The sequence below is a fragment of the Providencia sp. UF-224 genome (assembly GCF_058245955.1).
On record NZ_JBSICC010000043.1, the window covers coordinates 1 to 19,719 of the forward strand.

A 19,719-nucleotide genomic window follows, 5' to 3' on the forward strand; every position below is an offset into this window, starting at 1 on the left:
CGCTCAGATAACCGTATCCACATTGTGCGATTGCCCCCGTAAAGCTGGCCGATGGCCACCTTAACGCGCAGCTACAGTCGTTCATCGAGGCTACGCCTCTCGCCCGTCTCACTGCGTTTTTCAAAGGGTCAAAAAAAGTAATGCTCTGTTTTAATTTAGTTAGGCTTAACCAGGACAAGGGGCGGGTAGGGGATTTTAACAGCCTGTCACCGCTGACGCGGGTCTCGACGGCCCTCGCCTTAATGTGTCATTTGTAACACTGTTTGCCGTCTAAGCCCTACGGGCGGGTGATTTCGGTTAAATTTCATGATAATCTGGCATTAATGTATTGAAGGTAAATACGATTTTGGTATGAGGATAGTATGGAACGCAAGACACTGACTCTAAAACGCCCAACGACGGAAAAAGTTGTAGAAAGTACCTCGCCGGTTATTCAACGTCGTCGTAAACAGGTGGTGGTCAATACCCTGCGTAATCCGAATAAAGTATCAAAAAATGCACCCTCTCAATCCCCTAAAAAAGTGACACCCTCGCTCGCGAAAAAAAAGGTCGCTGTTGCCATACCGTTAGAAAAAAAAGTCATCCCTCCGACGCCACCTAAACAATATCTCCCCTTAAAAGACGCCATAGCGATACTCTCAGAATATTGGCCACAACTCTTTCCTGATGGACAACTTCGACCAATGACCGTTGGCACGCGTGAAGCCTTATTTGCTGATAAAAAATCCAGAGAGTTGGCTATTTCGTATAAAATAATTAAGCGATGCCTATCCGCCATTAGCCACAGTGTAAAATACCGCACCACAATTATGCTTGGTGCAGTGCGCTATGATAAAGATGGGCAACCAAACGGTATCGTGACAGAGTCAGATGTTGCTGATACCTTAAAACGCATTCAAAAGCTTGTGAAACAAAAATCACAAGTAGTTGATTAATCTCGGTAATTAATGGTTAATGACAGTTGGATAAATTAAATGCGAAACGCTAGCTATGACAAATGGTATCTGTGAGTTTCTGGGTGGTCGATGGTTAGAGAATAAACTACATTAGTAGATATTGCGGCTCTATCAAGCGTAGATTTCTAGCGCAAGGTCGCTTATTTCACCTAACAATCAAATTGATTTTTTGTCGCGAGGTTTATAATAATATTTTTAACATCCAGGGTATTATAATGTGTTTTGGCTAAATACATTATATTCATACTCTAGGTGTTATAATGTCATCTAAAATAAACTACTATGGTAACTCATACGTCCCCCTGCGTGATAGTTTTACAACCTTGACATCTTCCCCCATATTCGCAATACGAGACTCAGGAGCTGGATCCTTGTTATCGGGTAATTACTGATCGCTCAGTGTCTGGTTCCTGCTTCGACGGGCGGTTCTCTTTCGCTGTATGACCACAGCAGGCGCAATGCTAGCCTTGTATAGGCCAGAGGCATCGTCAGTACCTGACCTGACTTATTTTACGTTGGTATGAAAAGGTATTTATCGAGATATTTTTGTTGGAATTTTAACGTATGTATTGAGTCATACAAGGCCAATTAATGGGGCCATGGCTCGTAATTGATGAAAAACTTTAAGCTGAATTTGAAGACATGACTTTGGAGCCTGTTGAGCTTAACGAGTTAATTACTGTAAGGCCAGCTACGATGACTGCATTACAGGTAAATTTCGCAGAACGAGAGCACTTTTTCTGGATATCCTTGAAGCAAGGATATCCAAATTGGAGATTGTTTGATCATCAGAATGCAGCTGAACTGCCTGCGATACGATGGAAGTTGTAAAATATAGATAAGTTATTGGAAAATCAAAGTAAACATATAGAGCAGCTAAAAAATTAAAAACAGCCCTTGATAGTGGCTTAATCAAGCTAATATCAATTAACACTATACAATTAGTGTTAATTTAATGGTTACAACATTATCACCTTATGATAGTGCTAAAAGTAGTAAATCATTTAAAAAATATCTAACATAAAATTAAACTACCGATATTGCGACCTTTATTTGATAACTATATATTTACATTATAGTCTGTCGGCTCTAAATATTTTCATTAAGCTGTTCAAAAAAATTTCCAATATCAACATCTAATACCTTTAAAGCCAATACCAGCATATCTACATTAATTTTATTAACTCCTCTCTCATAACGGTATAGTTGTTGTTCACTTTTACAACCTATAAGCCGCGAGAACTGTGAGGTTGTATAACCCGCATCTAGTCTTAACGCCTTTATTTTTTTTCCTGCTAATACCGCATATGTATTTTTAACAGTCATTCATACGACTCCATTCAAATAACACTCTTACTGCAAGCAAAATAAATTTACTTTCCTTTAAATAAGTATAGTAAAAGGAAAAAAATTTTCACTAAAGATAATGCTGTTTTAGACTTTAATTTAAGGATATATCATTTTTTTACTCCATTATTGAGTGGTATACAATAATGTGTCATGTTCTATTTTTATATGTTTTTTCGTTCGCATATTTTATGCTTCTTTTTTCTCTAATCAGCTCTGCTGAATTGATATTATCCTAAAATCCCTTTGATATTTTGGCCATTCATAAATAAATGTTATTATGTAAATAGAATGTTTTCTTCTCTAGGGGGTATGGATTTTAATTTTTTGTGTTTCTTTTTGAAGTATCTCTAAAATTATGACCTGATAGTTACTTTAAATAATGAAGAGCGTTTAAGGTGTGAAAATAATAATTAATATGGATTGTGTGAAAACTAAAACTAAAACTAAAAACACAAATAGAGATAAAGCTCAGAGTTATATAATATGCTATATTAGGGGATTCTATATAGGGCAATAAATACATGGAAAAAGATATAATAAACATACTCGTTGAGTTGACGCACAGAAGCAATGATGATGTCAAAATAGCCGCGGCCAGTGCGCTTGGTAACTATAAAGCAACTATTGAGCAGCAATTGGCCATTTCTAGGCTAATTGTTTTATGTAAAGACCCAAACAAGGACGTCGTTATTTCAGCCATAAAGGCTTTAAGTAAGCTTTCAGGCCACTTTTAGTTTTATTTTATACACCCCGTTATTATGTAATCTTATAGCTCTAACACCATTCTTGTTAATTCTGTAATTCGTTGTCTTAGTACCTAATAATTTCCGATAATCGTGCCAGTAGGTTTGGTGGTTGTGCCATCACCCAAGCCAGAGAACGAATTGATTTGGACAACTGACTTTGATGTATACTCGCTGAGGATTGCGCTCAACAGTAATACACAGTTTATCAATTTCAGCTTTTACACTTATGAGTTCGGTAGTATGTTTTATCTTAGTATGTTTGTTATTCAACTTGTTAAAGCCAAAACAGAAAAATAGCACAAGCGCTCATTAATGCTTTAGTTAACGTGTTCATGACTCTTTTACTGACAAAGCAGCATCATCTATAGGTAGTGATCGTTTATCAACATCAACGCCTTAGGATTATCTATACCCGACAACTCTAGCCACCTAAGCAGACTTGATATTATTGGATAAAAAAATAATCATTTAGTTCTAATATTGCATTTGTTTTAACTCTTTCATTACAATATATCGATGTTTATTTAATGGTATATTTTAAAATTAAAGGATTAAATGCTCCTATTTCTAATAGGAGCATCCTAAAATATTCAACATCTGATTTTATCTTTTAATACTAACTCTAGATATTTAATGAAAATAATTATAATCTTAATTATAATCAGTCTCAATAACACCTGTTAAATTAAAAGCATAATTGCCCCCTGAACCTTTTGTTTCTGCTAGCCTTAGTAAACTAATTTCAATTGGTAGCGTGGATAGTCCTGCTCTAGACTTAAACTCTATTTTCTCATTGGGCTTAACTACTTCACCATTAATTTTAGCTTTAACGCCAATATGGTCCGCCGTTGTTTGATATGCCACGTTAGAAATTTGGTGTGCAGAATTGGAGAAATGTATTTTAACATCTACATCTTGTTCGCATTGATAGCTTATATTTACAGACTCCGGTTGAGTCTCGTAACCAACATTCACATATATTGGGATTGTCCCAAATGGTAAGTTAAAGCTCGAGGAACTGGTTAATGTACACGGAGGGACAACCTCATCAAAAGAGCCACGAATTTCAAATTGTAATGGTGGATTTGCGGCCAAGCTTGAAAAAGAACTAGAAAAGATAACAATGGCCATTAATTTTTTAATATTTAAAATTTTCACAATAAAGGATTCCTTTTATTTAAAATAGATAATTATCTACACGAAAATAAATTATTGCATTTAAACTATAAAAAAACATGATTTTTCATATTGATTATCATGTAAATAAAAGCACAATAGTTTTCAATTGCTCTTTTTAGGTTTGATTTAAGAGTTATCATCAGTAGCTGTAAGTAAATATCTTAAAATCATTTTCCTTCGGAGAAATAAAATTAATTTTTTATGTTTATCTTAGATGCAATTAATGGTATACGTAAATGTCATTGCTAATATTACTTATCCCTTTAGACGTATGTTATTGATTAATCTTATTGCCACTTCCCGTTAAGTGGCTTTTTTTATATTACGAATTTCATAACTAGAGTGTATTGCTCGCTCACTTATTTACTTACTTGGTATTTATTGAAGGTAGGCATCATCTACAACTACTACGTATTAGCTTCCGTAAAAAAGGAAAAAGGCTACAAATATGCAGAAATTAGAGTAATTTTTTGCTAAAAATCGTATTGTGAGGGTAGGTACTAACCTTAGGAATCTCGATATTTAATACGTCCTACTGTATTTCCAAGTTTACTGTTTTCGAGCCTTATGCAATTTAACAAAAAAATCTGACATGTCTGTTACTGCAGAAGAAAAACATTACTGGTTAATCAAGCTCGACTTTGTGGCATTAATAGTCCTAAAATTTGCGCAGAAAGATGGCAAAATTCCTAGCAACCTACAAGGTGGAGAGTCTATTTTTATTACGTTGAATACAAACGGTCTTGAAGCAAAAAAGGTTTCATCGTTATGTTGCCACCGACTTGATTGGTTTAATTAATATGGGTCAACAAGGGGAGATCCTTAAACTAAAATTGTATTTGGAATATCTGTGGCGTTCATATTATTGTGATATAACCTACCTAAGCATTTTATTTTACCCTTAGCAGCTCAATGAGTTTAGCAACGTTGTAGTTTACGTTACGTTATTGTGAGGTAAACAATGTCACTAGTAGTCCTATTCAGTATATGTTTTTGGATGAGATACAATCATTGCATAAATGGCCATTAACGATAACCTGTAATGGTAGTAAGCAAGATAGAGAAGAGAAAGATATGGATTATTATCTTTTAATTCCAAAGAAATATTCCTAAAGCCCGTTGATGCTACCGCTAAATCAATCGTAAGTCATAAGCAGCATTGATATACCATTGTTTCCATAAAGCTTGTCTTGGCAATATTTTAATGTGTTGCAACAGGCGTTAATCGAGGCTTCGTCTCACAACATTTTTAAATGTGCAAAGGGTCTATGTAATGTTTTCAATGCATTAACTCCTTACACTGAACTTGACGGCATCTACTATCAATGTTCACTGTGACACATTTTGCCCATCTATAGTCCTACGATCTGGCTAAATAATGCACTCTTAATGAGCTTTGATAATCAAAAAGAAAAGATTGTATTATTGTGGGAAGAATTCCATAAATTTACACATCAATAATATATTTCTTATTTTTTAAGTAAGCTTTAAATGGGAAATTATCCTGATATATCAGATGCTTGAATTTGAGTATAATAGGCGATAATAGCTACGTAGTATGTAAATAACTAAAAGGCAATAATAGGCCACGCAAATTCTAATACTTGAAAAATAACTAAGCATAAATACCTTTTTTTACCTGTTATTGGGTTTATATTGGATTTTTTTGTGTTAATTCATTGGGGGTAAACCGTAATTTCGTTAAAATCCTTATTTACAATAATTAAATTGGAAGGAAAATGACCACTCGAAAACATCTCACAGCCCATGAAGTTTCTCTTCTTGTGGCTGCTTGCAAGTACACTCGTTATCCTGAGCGTGACGCCTGTTTGGTTTATATGAGCTATGTCCACGGTCTGCGAGCCAGTGAAGCGCTATCGTTACGGTTGGATGATCTCGACCTGGTTGGGCAGGAAGTGTATGTTCACCGATTGAAAAAAGGATTTTCCGTATGTCATCCCTTATTAGCTGAAGAGGTTCTACTGATTAAGCGTTGGTTAAATGTCCGCCAAATGTGGCATGGAAGCTCGCTTAATTGGCTTTTTTTATCAGAACGGGGGACCGCATTAAGCCGCCAACGATTTTATCAGCTATTCATTCGGTTAGGACGTATGGCCAAGTTACCTTTAAACATTCACCCGCATATGCTCCGCCATGCCTGTGGTTATGCTCTTGCAGATAAAGGCGTGGATACTCGACTTATCCAAGACTATTTAGGACATACCAATATTCGCCATACCGTCCGATATACAGCCAGTAACCCTGCTCGATTTCGTGGCGTTTGGGGGCGAGGTGTAGGGATCAAATGTAGTCAAAATGACCCCATTTGTTACCCCCTGTAAATATGATGCTATGTTACTCAGGGGGTAATTACACGTCAAACTGGTAAATGAGTAAATTAACCTTTTGTATTTTCACATTAACTTAATATAGTAGCAGCTTGTAACCTCCTTGAATTATGATGATTTTTTCCTTTCTAATTTCGGTATTCGATACCTTCCCTAAACTTATTTACGCTTTTTCCAATTAGTCAGTAAGTGCTAAATCATATTAAAGTAAAAAATAAAGTATAAAAACCCATCTATTTACAAATAACATTTGTTTGTGTGGGCTTTTTACTCTGTAGTCAAATGGGGTCAAATTGACTACAGTTATCCTCAGTAAAAATAAAAGTATATTACATTGATTTTAAAGATATTAATTTTGGTTTTAGACTCAATATTTTGATTGTAAAAACCATGATTAGTTTATTTTTATGTGAGGAGGCTGCATGAAAAAATCACACGGCATTACAAGCATTAGTCCATCTCAAATTGTGGGAAGACGAATTCGAAAAATTCGTAGTCAAAAAGGATTTACAGGCACCACATTGGGACAACAATTGCAGCTTTCGCAACAGCATGTTTCGCGTATTGAAAATGGCACCACGCGGCTGAATGTGGAACAACTACAGTTATTCTCCAAAGTACTCAATGTGGATTTAGCTGATTTACTTGATGGAATTGGTTTTCAAGCAAAACAACTCTATTCACCTTTCTCTTGTGGCACGTGGTCGCAGGCTCATAGCTTGATATTGGATCATCATTCTTAGCTTAAATAAAAGACCAGTATTATCTGTCGTATTTTTATTGAAGTGTATTTTTTATGTCTAAAGTTTAATGTATGCATTACCCAAAAAATGATAATTAGGATATTTAAGAGCACGGTAGAACAAATAGAAAACATCATTAGTCATTTGTTTTTATGCAAAATTTCAGTTTTTATTCTATTTTAAGAGAGACAAAAAAACATACTAAATTACTCATGGATCGATTTGTAGTTTTGGTAAATTATCTTTACCCTAATTGAGCGTATTTAATTTAGGGTTTTACGGGTTAAATTAGTATGGCTTAAAATAACACAGTGTTTTAAGAATAAGTCAAGTCAATAAAAAAGAGTAAAAAGGTAATGCCATCATGAAAATACAACAAAACAAATATCCATTAGCTTATTGTGTTGGCCAACGAATAAGAATATTACGGAAAAAATATGGAATGACCGCCAATGAGCTTGCAGAACAATTAAATGTGAGCCAGCAGCAGTTTTCTCGCTATGAGCGGGGGGTTAATCGTATTGATATCGATTCACTGGCACTATTGTCTTATTTTTTTAATGTTAGTATTCATTATTTTTTTGAGGGCATTGATTTTACGGAAATGCAGTTTATTCACTCCGATATCTCTTTTTCGTATTTAAATACTGATTGATAAACAAAAAATATTTTTAAGTAAGCTAGGTAATTATTTTAATTAGCTTGTTTTTTGTTTCTATTAATGAAATTTACTATTTCAAATAACTAAGACTTTATTAAAATTATTATTTCATAAAATAAAAATCATCATATTTAGTGTCTGTGATGATGGGAAATCTTCGACACTTTATGGCTAAATTAACTCAACAATATAAATAGGAAAGTATTAAATGAAACTTCGTTTATTAGCATTAGCAACTCTGGCTTCACTTACACTCTCTAGCTATTCTTCAGCAGCAGTGCCTCCTGGCTCTCAGGGGAATGGTGAAATTATGTTTAAAGGTTCAGTTATCAAAGCACCTTGTGGATTAGCTCCAGGTAAGGATGGTGATAATCAAGAAATTGATATGGGGCAAATAGCGGATGCACAGTTAACTACAATCGGTTATGGAAAACCAAAGGATTTCAAAATTAATTTAATTGGTTGTACTTTTGATCCAGCGGCGGCGAATGAAGTTAAAGTTAATGTTCGTTTTGATGGTATGTCAACAGGTGGATCTAATGGCTTTCTTGGGGTAACTGGTGAAGCTAAAGGTGTTGCTATTCGCTTAACCGATTCTTCAGCTAAGCAAGTTAAGATAGGTGCTAATTCTGATAACTATAGTCTGCGTACTGGAGACAATAGCTTACTTTTTTCCGCTCAGGCCGTTAAATTAGATGGAGAAGATGTAGTTGCCGGTACTTACTCAGCATTAGCTAGTTTTTCTCTGACTTACCTTTAAGTACTAACTTTTAGCATCGTAATTTCCAGCACCAATTTACTGTCTTGAGACGTATTTGGTGCTGTTCCTAATTTAGAGTGAGAGTTCTGCAATTAAACCTACTCCACATTTGTCTTAAAGAGACTATAACATTATGGATGATATGAAAAAGTACTCATTCATTTCAACGGCCATTCTTTGCTTATTCATGGTACAAGCTACTCAGGCTAATAGTGATAATGTTGAATTTGAAACCCGAGCACTCGAATTAAGCGATAATACGAGTATTAATTTGAGTAATTTTTCTCGTTCTGATTTTATACCAGAGGGGATTTATCCTTTGAGTTTAAAATTAAATGGCCGGGTCATTGCTAATGAAAGCTTTAATGTGATTAATGTTGATGGTAATAGCCAAATCTGTTTTCCCCTTCAAGTAATAGATACTTTTGATCTAAAGGCAACGATTCTTACTCAATTGAAAAAACGAATATCTCTTAGCCAGGCTGATTGTGTGCTTATTGCTGGATATCAAGGTATAACGACCCATATTGAGAGAGAAAAAAGTACTTTATTGGTAAGTATCCCTCAGGCTTTACTTAATTACAGTGACCCCAACTGGGTACCTCCAAGTCAATGGGATGAGGGGATTTCTGGTATATTATTTGATTATATGCTAAGCGGAAATATTTTTAATAGCCGTAATGGTTCCAGCAATAGCTCAATTTCCAGTTATGGTACCGCTGGTGCAAATTATAAATCTTGGCGTTTGAGAAGTAATTATCAAACATCACTATATAGCAGTGGATATGGCGAAAATAAGCGTGATTTTAAAACAACAACGATCTATGCAACGCGTGCACTTAAAGAATTAGGTGCTCATTTAACGATAGGAAAGAATTATCTTCAGTCCTATGTGTTTGATTCGCTAAATTACAGTGGAATATCAATTGCTAGTGATGATCGTATGCTTCCCCCTGCATTACGCGGCTATGCCCCAAGATTAACTGGGGTTGCTAAAACAAATGCTAAAATAATTATTAGCCGTGGTGGCAGCATTGTTTATGAAAAAATGGTACCACCCGGCCCATTTGTTATTGAAGATCTTACTGATGCTACCTCAGGTCAGCTAACAATGACAATTCGAGAGGAAAATGGAGAAGAACAAGTTTCTACTATTGAAACCTCAAATGTACCTTTTTTAACGCGCTCAGGCCATGTTCGTTATAAGGCAATGTTAGGTCGCTTGAACCAAGATAATGGCTCATTTGAGCCGATGGTAGCAACGATGGAAGCCTCACTTGGTGTATTTTCTAATACTTCGGTATTTGGTGGGGTGATCCTGACGGATAAGAATTATCATGCAGTAAATGGTGGAGTTGGCTACGACATGCGTTCTTTTGGTGCGCTTTCTGTAGATATAACCCACTCTCGTGCAGAATTGAATAACCAAACCTTAAATGGGGAAAGCTATCGTTTTAATTATTCTAAAGTATTTGACAGTATCGATAGCCAAATCACTTTCGCTGGTTACCGATTTTCAGAGAAGACCTACCTTTCTTTAGATAATTTTACTGCAATGAAAGCTACACCTGACTTCGCATCGACCAATAAGGAAAGTTATAACTTGGTTGCCAGTAAGCATTTTCGAGATTTGGGTATCTCGATAAATGCAATGTATAACCGACAAACTTATTGGCAAGACGTTTCTGACAGTAATACTTATGGGCTTAGTGTATCTAAAAACTTTGATATTGGTCGTTTAAAAGATATAAATGCATATTTGACAGTTAATCGTACCGAATATAAAACAAATTTTTTGTCTCAAAAGAAGAAAAGTGATAATTCGATTTACCTAAGCTTCAATATTCCATTGAGTTCACAGGCTTATATTAGTTCTGGAATGCAATTAATTAATGGAAATGTTTCGCCAAATATGACTTATACAAATACTGAAAACCCTCGAAATATTTGGTCTATTGGAGCGAATACAATTTCTCCGAATTACAGTAATAGTAACATGAATGCAAATGTTGCCTTGAACCGTGATGCTTATACGGCATCATTAAACACTTCAATAAATAAAAATGACTATTATTTGGGCGGTAGTATTAGATCAGGTTTAACAGCTACTGAGCATGGTATTGCTATACATAGCGAAGGGTATGCTGGAAATACTCGTCTTATTGTAGATACTAATGGTATTGAAGGAGTTTATGTTGGCAATATTGGCCAATCAATGCCAACTAACTCTAGAGGTATTACCGTTCTAAATAATGTACCTGATTATTACCGCACTAATTATACTATTGATACAAACCGTTTACCTGATGATGTGGAGAGTTTCAATCCAAATATTCAGATGGTACTGACGGAAGGGGCGATTGGCTACCGTAAGCTCGACCTTTACCGTGGCGTTAAAGTATTAATTAAACTCTCTGATCCACAGGGTAAATATATTCCATTTGGCACGTTGATTGAAGATAGGAAACAGAAACGTCAGGTTGGTGTAGTCGGTGAAAATGGTGAGGTTTATATCTCTGGAGTTGACGAATCAGCTCAACTTGTTGCACTTGATGTCGAAGGGCGGCCATGTTTATTTACACTTCCTCACCAAGATTTTTCCTTATCTTCTATTATCCCGCTGACATGTCAAAGGGTAGCTTCTTCCACAGGGAAATTATAATGATATCTAATATATTTTTAAGTCGCCATGTAATAGCTTCATTTGTTTTTATTTTGTGTATGAATTATTCAGCTCAAGCTGCAATATCAATAGATCGCACTCGTATTATTCTATTAGGAGGAGATAAATCGACACCTGTTGATGTGATAAATCACAGCAAGAACTTACCTTACCTAGCACAAACATGGTTAGAAAATGAATTAGGTGAAAAAATTAGCTCACCCCTGTCCGCATTACCTCCACTACAGCGAGTAGAGAAAGACAGTACTGTACAAGTTCGTATTGTTCCTTTATCCGAGGTGGCAAAGCTTCCTCAGGACAGAGAATCATTATTCTATTTCAATTTACAAGAGATCCCACCTAAATCAGATAAACCAAATACAATTCAGCTTGCGCTTCGTATTAAGGTAAAACTTTTTTATCGCCCAGAAGCACTTAAGAATCAAGCAGAAAAAATTTGGCAGGAGGAGCTTCGCCTTGAACCTAGTAATCAAGGGCTTAAACTGATTAATCCCACACCATTTTTTATTATTTTACCGGAGGTTGTGGCAGGAAAAAATAGCCTATTAGGTAAGGATGAAGCAGTAACAATAAAACCAAAGAGTGAAGTGGTTCTACCTAGCACTATACAGCAAGGGCAAAAATTATCACTTAAGTACATCAATGATTATGGTGCTTATCAGCCGTTAAATTATACGTGTTCGGTAACTCACTGTGTAAGGGACAAATCTTGATGAATAGAATAATACTAATTTTGGGTCTGGGATTATGCTCTATCTTAATGAGTCCTCTTGTACAAGCGTATGTGATTTGTAAATGGGAAGGCATGCAGCCAAATAGGGTCATTAGTTTGACGAGTAGAGGTTTTGTGGAATTAGTGCAGGCTTATACTACTCCCAAAGCAAATTATGCTCCTTGTGGTGACACGGAGTGCTTTACTGGATTTACTTATGTAATCCCGAATATGACCTATACTGTAACAGCTTCCGTTAGTATTAAGTGTATTAATACTGGAAATCAGGTAGAAAATATTGATTTTCAGTATTCAAAGAACACAGGCGCGGTCCATCCGGGCAATTTTAAAAATGTAACTATGACTATTTCAGGGGCTGGTCCGACTATTACTGTACCAAACTTAGAAAGTCAGGGACAAAATTTTAATCTTAGAAGTTGGAATGATGGAATATTAGCCCCCTGTCAGCGTGATTGTGGTGCTGCTACTACTGGTTGGCCACAGTACAATAAAACCTTATTTTTTACGTTCACAGCGCAACCCATTGACACAGAGTCTTCTCAGTGGGGAGTCGGATGGCACTATATGAATAATATAGGTAACATTTATATACCAGGTAGTTATACCGACTCGGTATTTGTAGGCGGATTTCTTTGCCCCGCAGGCTATACGGATTGCCGGCCTGAGGGTAATATTGGCGAAGGTAGTACCAAACCACCAATTGTTGAGCCTATTCCTCAGTGTACTTTAAGAGTTGTTACTCCTGATTTGATTCAATTTCAACCAATATCTACGGATGATCTCAGCCGTAATCGGGTGAGGTTGGAAGATTTTACGTTAACTGCAATTAAAGGTCCTTCTCAAAGTCAAGCCTGTGTAGGAAGTATGTATAACTTACCAGGTGAAATAAAAACTGAGGGTGGATATTTTATTAGTAATACTTTTTGGGGGATTAACCAACTTAATGGCCAACCTCAAGGAATAGGTTTAAAAATATATGATTTAGATTTAGGCAATTATTTACAGTTTAACTACAAGTACCCATCATTTATTAAAGATATTAGTAGCCTAAATGAAGTCAAACGGCTTCGAGCTGAAATATCGGCAACAACGAATGAGTTGGATAAAATAAAAGCAGGTGAATATAGTCAAGTGCTAACTTTTGAAGTCAGGATGCCATAAAGTTAAATTTTTATAAAAACCTATTGGAGCAGACTATGGAAAAAATATTTTATTTCTTGTTGTTCTTTATTTTGTTGCCAGGAAAAATAGTGCAAGCAGACACTGTAGCAAATAGCAGGACAACATTTAAAGGTATGATAACAGTTTCTACATGTAACATTGTTGTGGGTGATGATAATCAGACTGTTGATATGGGACAGATTTCTAGTGCTGAATTAGATGCTAGAGGACAATCAGCACCTATCTTCTTTGCAATACAGCTGTATGGTTGTAGTAGTTCAGATAAAATAGTCAAGACCCTATTTGAACAATCTGAAGGGGGAGCAAACGGATCTATCATTCCAGTTAATGGGGTTAGTGGTATTGGGTTAACTTTACAAGACGGGGCGGGTAATCCAATTTATCTTAATCAAAGCTCTAAGGGACAAAAAATTCAGGCTGGTGATAATGTATTACTTTATTCGGTTCGTTTAGTGAAAACTGGAGTAATACAGGCGGGCAGTTATAGTCGTTTATTACACTATACACTCTCTTATGAGTAAAGTTTATATCTAGAAGATATGAATTTATCGATAGGGTTAATAACGTGTGTTTTTGGTAAATATCTAAATGAATTGAAAGCAATTATCAAATGATATTTAATTACTGCCTGGTGTTAAATGTTATATTTTTATGGGTGTTAATATTGGTCGTTTTTTTAAATGTTATTTGATTTTTGTTGTTATCGATCTTTAGTAATGATGGTTTTCGATTGGTTTTTAATAGATGGAGTTGCTACTTTAATTAAATGAACGGTTACTTATTTTAGTATCATTATTTACATTAATTAGTTCAGTATCTCCAGTTAGTGGCGCTTACTGATTTTCGGTGTGAAGTAAATATTAAGAGTGTAAGCGATTCGAGCTTAATCGATGTGAATCTTGATATGTGAAATAAAGCATACTACTAAAAGATATAGAGTTATTTCAGATTCAACACCAATCATGCTCCCATTATTAGTTAGCTCTGACATGGTAAAGTTCAATCTTAAATGTAGCGGTATAGTGGATAAAGTAGCCCTATCCCCTCTATTATTCTCGATTTTTTAATAGTTATATGCATATAATCGATTACGGTTATAAAAATAAACTTTTCTTTATTTAATAATTCATTTAATTGATTGCGTAATTTTTTTTTGATAGAGCTGTAAAGTTTGTTACTTAGCGGCTTAACCTCAGAAAAATGGTATCTTGAAATTTAGAATAGTTAGGTTTAATAAAAAACTTATTTCTGATAAATAAGTGAGTAATCTTAGCGTATGTAATTGTGTTTTTGGCTATTCATAGATATACACTAAAGTAAGCAGCTGTATATTATTGGGAGATTATAGGTTTATATTTCAAAATTGATGGTTTAATTTTCTTTTTATTCATGAGTAAAGCGACTCTATTATTGATTAAGAGTCGCGTTTTGTTATTGTTCGTATATGGTTAGTGAGATACTGGACGCGTCACATCATTCGGCGTTTTAAATCCATAACGACTCAGTGGAGACAGTTTAATTTCATTAACATTCCCCTTTACCTTAACTATTTTCTTTTCTCCTGGACGTAAGTAAAATTGCTCTATCCCGAGTCCTTCATTACTAGGTAATGCAGTAAAATTTGGTGATAAGCGAATAACTTGTTTGCCTGTGTTGGTTAATGTTAGTTCTTCCCCTTGTTGTACAACGTCTAAGTTGTCCCAAGGTGTTTGACTAACCTTGATTCCCGTTGGGACAATCAGCATCGCTACATCTTGACGGATAGGCATTTTGGTAACGTTCTCTTTGGTGGCGCCAATGCCTTGGAAGGACACTTTTAACAACGCTTCGTGTGACAGTTCCACACCTTTTTTAAGGACAAAGTTGATTTGTTGACTTTGTTCCGGCTCAATTCGAATTATGGGCGGTGAAACTAGGACATCCTGTGCTGAAGCATCTCCCCCCTCAATATCCGTCACCTTGGTGGAGAGTAAAATAGGCTCTTTTGATGTATTTTTGACATTAAATACTTTTCGGCCCTCTCCTGCATCTAAAATAACAGTCATGGTCTCCAGTTGAAAGCTCGCTTGTGCGAGCGGACTTCCCAGTAAGATAATGAGTGTCGTTAATAGACCTATAGTATGTCGAGTAATGGTTTTCATAGATAATTCCTCTTAACTTTTTTATTTTCACAGTTCGACTTGGCGCCGAGTTAATTTTCAAATTTTAGGGGCAATAACATAGGTTACTTGCAGATTGCGGCGGCTTCTTCGTACAGAGCATTAGCATCAAATACTGCAGGGACTGGATAGTCGACCATGCAATCACTTTGGTTTGGTATGCGCAATATAATCGGTTGTCCAATTTGTTCATTACTGAGCATTACACTACCGTTATTCATGACTACCCCAATGAGTTGTTCTTCTTGGTTTAATACGCTTGCGCCGACAGGAGCGGATTTACCATTGGCTAACGTAATACCTAATAATAATTGTTTCATCACAGTAGCATTCACGCGATGAGTCAATACGGTTCCTCTTGCTACGGCGACATCAAATGAAGTTGTATCTAACCGTACGTTAAGTGGCAAATCTTTTGTGTCTAGTTGGACTGTGGTTTTGAGTTGTGTTGGCAGTGTTGGAATAGCAGCTGTTCCAAAGTGATTTGTCACTGTCGTTCCACTACCTAAAGCGCTAACCCTGACACCTGACTGCCCAGGAATAGACACAATCCCAAAGGTATCTCCAAGTGCTCTTGGGGAGGTGGCCACCATGCCATCAGAGTATGCTAATGCGCCAGACGCTGAAAACATCATTGAGCGGCTATTTTCGTCACTCCAACTACCATTTGCAGCAATTTGGCTATATGCAGTCGTCATATTGATTCCACCGCTAAGTCTTGTCTGGTCTTGAGATTGTGTTGCACCGACTGAATACCCCCATAAATCACCGGGGCGATGATTAAAGGTGCTGGTCAATTGTGTTTCTTGTTGATAACGTTGCATCTGCATACTCACCGATGACCTTTGCCCAAAGGGCATTGATGCATTAAACGATAAACGGCTATCACGTGAATTACCCGATTGGTAGCTCAAGTTAGTCGTGATATTGCCAAATTTTTTGCCATAACTGATGGTTGATAATGTTTCATCGGCTTGTTGGCCATAATAATGATTATAGTTCAGTGTATAGCTAATACGACCCCATTGAGGATGTGACCATCCTAGAGATGCCGAGCTGGAAGAATGAACTACCCCGTTATTTCTTTCGAAAGTGATGTCCTCTTCATTATTTTTTGTTCCTTTTTGTAAGGATTCATCGAGTGTTGGGTACGTCTGCGTGCGATATAATGACGATAATCCGATTGAAATATTTTCAAATGACTGGCTTACAGCACTGTCTACTTGAACCCCGTGAGTTGAATCGTCTCGAGATGCAGTTACCCCAAAATTCACTCCAGTATAGTTTGTATTTCCCCACTGTGTGTTTACTCGTCCCCCAATAGATTGGTAAGGTTCAGAAAATAAAGTACCAGCGGTGTACTCTGAATTGCCTTTGCTTATACCTCCTTCTATACTCCCCACTAATGGCGTTCTAACGTGTTCATCACTATGACGAACACGATAATGACCTAGTGCAAATTGGTAATAAAGAGGCCCTAGTTTTTCTTCATTTTCGACCGAAGTGGTTACTTTAAATTGTTGGCGCTGCCCATCTTCCTGAAGTACCGTGACTTCTAATGGCTGGCCCGTTACCACGTGGTTAATTTTATCTAATTGGAAAGGGCCAGCAGGTACAAGCGTGCGATACAATAAGCGCCCATTTTGATGGACTTCGACGGTCGCTGGTGTCTCTGCAATCCCTGTTACGGGAACGATTAAACGTTGCCCTCTTCGCAGCGAAGAATCAGAATACACCTGTGCACCTAATAATGGGGTTCCACCAAACAAATTGCCCTGGGTACTTATTTGGCCAAATTGCAGCTGAGATGATAAGGATTCTAGGTTACGCGATACGGTCGTTTCATTAAACTGATATTGAGCCTTGTTTTTACCCGACGATAAGCTACTTTGATTACGTAATATCCAATTTTGCCAATTTGCGCCTAATTCAAATTGTCCCTGATAGAATTGCTGTGTTTCCCAGCCAGTCATTTGCATACCGTAAATACGGTAGTTACTCATGAGTGCCATACCTCCTCGAGTCAATTCATCCCCTTTTAGGCTCGAGTCAAAGGCCGATTCCGGCAAAAGTACCTCGATGGCAAAATCATTCGGGTGGGGTACTACTTTAGCACTTGGATATAGCACCTCTAACGTAGCACATTCAGACTCAATCGACACGGCCTTCAATTTGAGGGTGTGTTGTAAGGTTTTATCAACGCAGAGCTGCCCTTGTTGGCCGATAAGCACAGTGCTGGAATAACTGGTGCTGCTATTGACACGTAGGGTTACGTTATGTTGCCCTGGTAAAAACTGGCTGCCTTGCTTAAAGAAGTCTGCAATTTCAGCACCATAACCTAATGATTTTAAGGAGTCGATATCAAAATTGATGGCAGACGATGTAGCCTGTGACGCGGTGACCCCACCCAGAGCTGCTGCACTGAAAAAAAATGAGCTCGATAAAAGTGAAAAATAACGCATAACATCTCACCTGCTTAAAGCAAAAAGGGGGATAGAAAACCACTGCATATATAAATATTGGCTGACAATAGGGTAAACATAGCTGTTCCTTTTACAGACCAAATGTGAAGATAAATTGTGCAAGCCCATCCAGTTCAGCGCCATTGACTAAAGGGCCATTCGTCTCTTGTAAGCTATTTAAGGTGGGTGTGACAGTTATGTCCAGAGTAAAGGTTTGACCTACGGCGAGCGCGCTTTCATCACCGCGATACCACCCTAAAGATTGCCCTTGTGAAACTGCCATTTTAGTTTTGTTATTCGTCGTTGCAGCTCGATTATCGATAGTATTAAAAAAGGTGTCATCATTGTCGACTGTGGCACGGCTGACTTCGATAGCGAAGGAACCGAGTTTTCCTGCTACATTCACATACCCGAGTCCAAAGCGTGTTTTATCATTTCTACCAACGCTGTCAGATTGCAAATCCTGCACCTCAAATGACACTGTTGTGGCAGCAGTACATTGGATAGCCCATGTTTTTGTCATTGAGGGAAGTACGGTTGTTTCACGGTTTTTGACGAGTTCTGCGGGTAACCTAGCGTAGTGATAGAGCCCACCTTCGGCGGGTAGCAGAGTGCAAGAGTGATCTGTGCCATTATCTGTTGGAAAATCAAAGGGAGAGACCGCTTGAGCCTGAGCTAAATAGGGTAAAGCGGCTACCATCATGAAGGTACCGATTTTAAACAGTGAATTTATTTTTTTTCTACAGTCTAATGACATATGTGCCTCAAAAATAGGGTTGAAAATTAGAGACGGATCGTGTTGGTAATCCAGAATGCTCCACAATTTAGCCGTGGGATCATTATGGAGAAGGGCCCCCCCCTGTACTATAAGGGAACCCTTATTTATCAAGACAAGATCTTAAATACCAAATTTGAAAGTCATGATGGCTTGCCCGATAAAGTTGAACCCATCATTGACATTAACCCCATCCGCCGCTAAAACTTGGGTCGGTTTTAGATAGGTATAGCCTAGACCATTAACAGTGGAAATATCCATGCCGAAAGTCTGACCTGGCATGAAATCCAAGTCGTTTATTGAATTAACAGGATATTTGTCTATTGTGGTCCAAGTTGACACTCTATCCTTCACAAAGTAGCCACGGGGGACACCTCGGGCGTTGGTACCTGCTGTTTGCCCCATGAAGACCTTCTGGCCATCTACTGTTAAATTCTGGCCAACAAAAACAATGCCACCGACTTCTTTGCCTGTTACTGGGTCAACCAAACCATAGTTACGTACTCTGTATGCCGTAGAACCGAACTTGTCTACATAATCACTGATAGGGTAAACATCCGTCATCGTAAATATGAGGTAGGTGGTTGCATCGCACACCACACTTAGCGTATTTCGTATTCCTGGAAAGGTGTAGAAATCCGTTGTCTTGGTAAGCATCGCGGGATTGATGGGGCTAAATTTAAATTCGATATCCGCTTCATTGCCCATGCCATTGATTACGCAGGTGGGTGGTTTGATATTCCCGTTGATTTTTACATTGGTCACGGGGGTTGAGAAGGCGCAGGCTGAACTAAGCAACCCTAACACTGACAGACTGAGGAGTGTTTTTTTCATATTTATTTTCTCGAGGGTTGAATGTTAATCGAAGGGCTGACGTGGTTATTGACCGTCAGCCCATTTCAATCCATTGAAATAAAGGTGATTTACATTACACGCCAAATGAGAAGGTCATGACGGCATGGCCATCCAATTTCGCGCTGCC

At 37.3% G+C, this 19,719-nt stretch carries 17 protein-coding genes; 11 read left to right on the forward strand and 6 right to left on the reverse strand.

Annotated features, from left to right (window positions below; translation table 11 throughout):
- Positions 1-362: 362 nt before the first annotated feature.
- On the forward strand, positions 363-935 hold the full coding sequence (locus AC4IFO_RS21250) for a ProQ/FINO family protein (protein WP_371007768.1): 573 nt from the start codon (positions 363-365) through the stop codon (positions 933-935).
- A gap of 1,110 nt (positions 936-2,045) precedes the next feature.
- Here the strand turns inward: AC4IFO_RS21250 and AC4IFO_RS21255 are convergent.
- A complete protein-coding gene (locus AC4IFO_RS21255) occupies positions 2,046-2,282 on the reverse strand; it encodes a helix-turn-helix domain-containing protein (protein WP_371007769.1) in 237 nt (78 codons plus the stop codon).
- Positions 2,283-2,827: 545 nt separating this feature from the next.
- Here AC4IFO_RS21255 and AC4IFO_RS21260 point away from each other — a divergent pair.
- A complete protein-coding gene (locus AC4IFO_RS21260; RefSeq protein WP_371007770.1) occupies positions 2,828-3,040 on the forward strand; it encodes a HEAT repeat domain-containing protein in 213 nt (70 codons plus the stop codon).
- 663 nt (positions 3,041-3,703) lie between these two features.
- Here the strand turns inward: AC4IFO_RS21260 and AC4IFO_RS21265 are convergent.
- Entirely contained in the window at positions 3,704-4,210 is a 507-nt protein-coding gene (locus AC4IFO_RS21265; RefSeq protein WP_371007771.1) for a hypothetical protein, read from the reverse strand.
- A gap of 613 nt (positions 4,211-4,823) precedes the next feature.
- Between AC4IFO_RS21265 and AC4IFO_RS21270 the strand changes: the two genes are divergently transcribed.
- The 9 genes from AC4IFO_RS21270 to AC4IFO_RS21310 all read left to right on the forward strand — a co-directional run bounded on the left by AC4IFO_RS21270 (position 4,824) and on the right by AC4IFO_RS21310 (position 13,862).
- Positions 4,824-5,030: a hypothetical protein gene (locus AC4IFO_RS21270; protein WP_371007773.1), complete on the forward strand. Its 207-nt coding sequence runs from the start codon at positions 4,824-4,826 to the stop codon at positions 5,028-5,030.
- A gap of 940 nt (positions 5,031-5,970) precedes the next feature.
- On the forward strand, positions 5,971-6,573 hold the full coding sequence (locus AC4IFO_RS21275) for a tyrosine-type DNA invertase (protein ID WP_371007774.1): 603 nt from the start codon (positions 5,971-5,973) through the stop codon (positions 6,571-6,573).
- A 428-nt stretch (positions 6,574-7,001) separates the two neighbouring features.
- Entirely contained in the window at positions 7,002-7,322 is a 321-nt protein-coding gene (locus AC4IFO_RS21280; RefSeq protein WP_371007775.1) for a helix-turn-helix domain-containing protein, read from the forward strand.
- Between the two features lie 364 nt (positions 7,323-7,686).
- The gene (locus AC4IFO_RS21285) at positions 7,687-7,977 is read left to right on the forward strand and encodes a helix-turn-helix domain-containing protein (protein ID WP_371007776.1); all 291 of its coding nucleotides are present in this window, start codon (positions 7,687-7,689) and stop codon (positions 7,975-7,977) included.
- A gap of 214 nt (positions 7,978-8,191) precedes the next feature.
- Positions 8,192-8,743, forward strand: coding sequence for a fimbrial protein (locus AC4IFO_RS21290; protein WP_371007777.1), 552 nt, complete (start codon positions 8,192-8,194; stop codon positions 8,741-8,743).
- 133 nt (positions 8,744-8,876) lie between these two features.
- Positions 8,877-11,405: a fimbria/pilus outer membrane usher protein gene (locus AC4IFO_RS21295; RefSeq protein WP_371007778.1), complete on the forward strand. Its 2,529-nt coding sequence runs from the start codon at positions 8,877-8,879 to the stop codon at positions 11,403-11,405.
- Positions 11,405-12,139, forward strand: a complete 735-nt coding sequence (locus AC4IFO_RS21300) for a fimbria/pilus periplasmic chaperone (RefSeq protein ID WP_371007779.1) — start codon at positions 11,405-11,407, stop codon at positions 12,137-12,139. Before AC4IFO_RS21295 ends, AC4IFO_RS21300 begins: the two co-directional genes overlap by 1 nt.
- Entirely contained in the window at positions 12,139-13,320 is a 1,182-nt protein-coding gene (locus tag AC4IFO_RS21305; protein WP_371007780.1) for a hypothetical protein, read from the forward strand. Before AC4IFO_RS21300 ends, AC4IFO_RS21305 begins: the two co-directional genes overlap by 1 nt.
- A gap of 35 nt (positions 13,321-13,355) precedes the next feature.
- Positions 13,356-13,862, forward strand: a complete 507-nt coding sequence (locus AC4IFO_RS21310; RefSeq protein WP_371007782.1) for a fimbrial protein — start codon at positions 13,356-13,358, stop codon at positions 13,860-13,862.
- A 927-nt stretch (positions 13,863-14,789) separates the two neighbouring features.
- On the opposite strand, the gene AC4IFO_RS21315 is transcribed toward AC4IFO_RS21310, so the two are convergent.
- The 4 genes from AC4IFO_RS21315 to AC4IFO_RS21330 all read right to left on the reverse strand — a co-directional run bounded on the left by AC4IFO_RS21315 (position 14,790) and on the right by AC4IFO_RS21330 (position 19,571).
- Positions 14,790-15,482: a fimbria/pilus chaperone family protein gene (locus AC4IFO_RS21315; protein WP_371007783.1), complete on the reverse strand. Its 693-nt coding sequence runs from the start codon at positions 15,480-15,482 to the stop codon at positions 14,790-14,792.
- An 83-nt stretch (positions 15,483-15,565) separates the two neighbouring features.
- Positions 15,566-17,962, reverse strand: a complete 2,397-nt coding sequence (locus AC4IFO_RS21320; RefSeq protein WP_371007784.1) for a fimbria/pilus outer membrane usher protein — start codon at positions 17,960-17,962, stop codon at positions 15,566-15,568.
- A gap of 91 nt (positions 17,963-18,053) precedes the next feature.
- Positions 18,054-18,665 carry a hypothetical protein gene (locus AC4IFO_RS21325; protein WP_371007785.1) on the reverse strand — a complete coding sequence of 204 codons (612 nt, stop codon included), beginning with the start codon at positions 18,663-18,665 and terminating at the stop codon, positions 18,054-18,056.
- 195 nt (positions 18,666-18,860) lie between these two features.
- A complete protein-coding gene (locus AC4IFO_RS21330) occupies positions 18,861-19,571 on the reverse strand; it encodes a hypothetical protein (RefSeq protein ID WP_371007786.1) in 711 nt (236 codons plus the stop codon).
- Between the last annotated feature and the right edge of the window lie 148 nt (positions 19,572-19,719).

What these genes read in the sequence shown, in the direction of transcription:
- AC4IFO_RS21250 (WP_371007768.1), top strand. Translation starts at nt 363, where the DNA reads ATGGAACGCAAGACACTGACTCTAAAACGCCCAACGACGGAAAAAGTT.
- AC4IFO_RS21255 (WP_371007769.1), bottom strand. Translation starts at nt 2,282, where the DNA reads ATGACTGTTAAAAATACATATGCGGTATTAGCAGGAAAAAAAATAAAG.
- AC4IFO_RS21260 (WP_371007770.1), top strand. Translation starts at nt 2,828, where the DNA reads ATGGAAAAAGATATAATAAACATACTCGTTGAGTTGACGCACAGAAGC.
- AC4IFO_RS21270 (WP_371007773.1), top strand. Translation starts at nt 4,824, where the DNA reads ATGTCTGTTACTGCAGAAGAAAAACATTACTGGTTAATCAAGCTCGAC.
- AC4IFO_RS21275 (WP_371007774.1), top strand. Translation starts at nt 5,971, where the DNA reads ATGACCACTCGAAAACATCTCACAGCCCATGAAGTTTCTCTTCTTGTG.
- AC4IFO_RS21280 (WP_371007775.1), top strand. Translation starts at nt 7,002, where the DNA reads ATGAAAAAATCACACGGCATTACAAGCATTAGTCCATCTCAAATTGTG.
- AC4IFO_RS21285 (WP_371007776.1), top strand. Translation starts at nt 7,687, where the DNA reads ATGAAAATACAACAAAACAAATATCCATTAGCTTATTGTGTTGGCCAA.
- AC4IFO_RS21290 (WP_371007777.1), top strand. Translation starts at nt 8,192, where the DNA reads ATGAAACTTCGTTTATTAGCATTAGCAACTCTGGCTTCACTTACACTC.
- AC4IFO_RS21295 (WP_371007778.1), top strand. Translation starts at nt 8,877, where the DNA reads ATGGATGATATGAAAAAGTACTCATTCATTTCAACGGCCATTCTTTGC.
- AC4IFO_RS21300 (WP_371007779.1), top strand. Translation starts at nt 11,405, where the DNA reads ATGATATCTAATATATTTTTAAGTCGCCATGTAATAGCTTCATTTGTT.
- AC4IFO_RS21305 (WP_371007780.1), top strand. Translation starts at nt 12,139, where the DNA reads ATGAATAGAATAATACTAATTTTGGGTCTGGGATTATGCTCTATCTTA.
- AC4IFO_RS21310 (WP_371007782.1), top strand. Translation starts at nt 13,356, where the DNA reads ATGGAAAAAATATTTTATTTCTTGTTGTTCTTTATTTTGTTGCCAGGA.
- AC4IFO_RS21315 (WP_371007783.1), bottom strand. Translation starts at nt 15,482, where the DNA reads ATGAAAACCATTACTCGACATACTATAGGTCTATTAACGACACTCATT.
- AC4IFO_RS21320 (WP_371007784.1), bottom strand. Translation starts at nt 17,962, where the DNA reads ATGCGTTATTTTTCACTTTTATCGAGCTCATTTTTTTTCAGTGCAGCA.
- AC4IFO_RS21325 (WP_371007785.1), bottom strand. Translation starts at nt 18,665, where the DNA reads ATGATGGTAGCCGCTTTACCCTATTTAGCTCAGGCTCAAGCGGTCTCT.
- AC4IFO_RS21330 (WP_371007786.1), bottom strand. Translation starts at nt 19,571, where the DNA reads ATGAAAAAAACACTCCTCAGTCTGTCAGTGTTAGGGTTGCTTAGTTCA.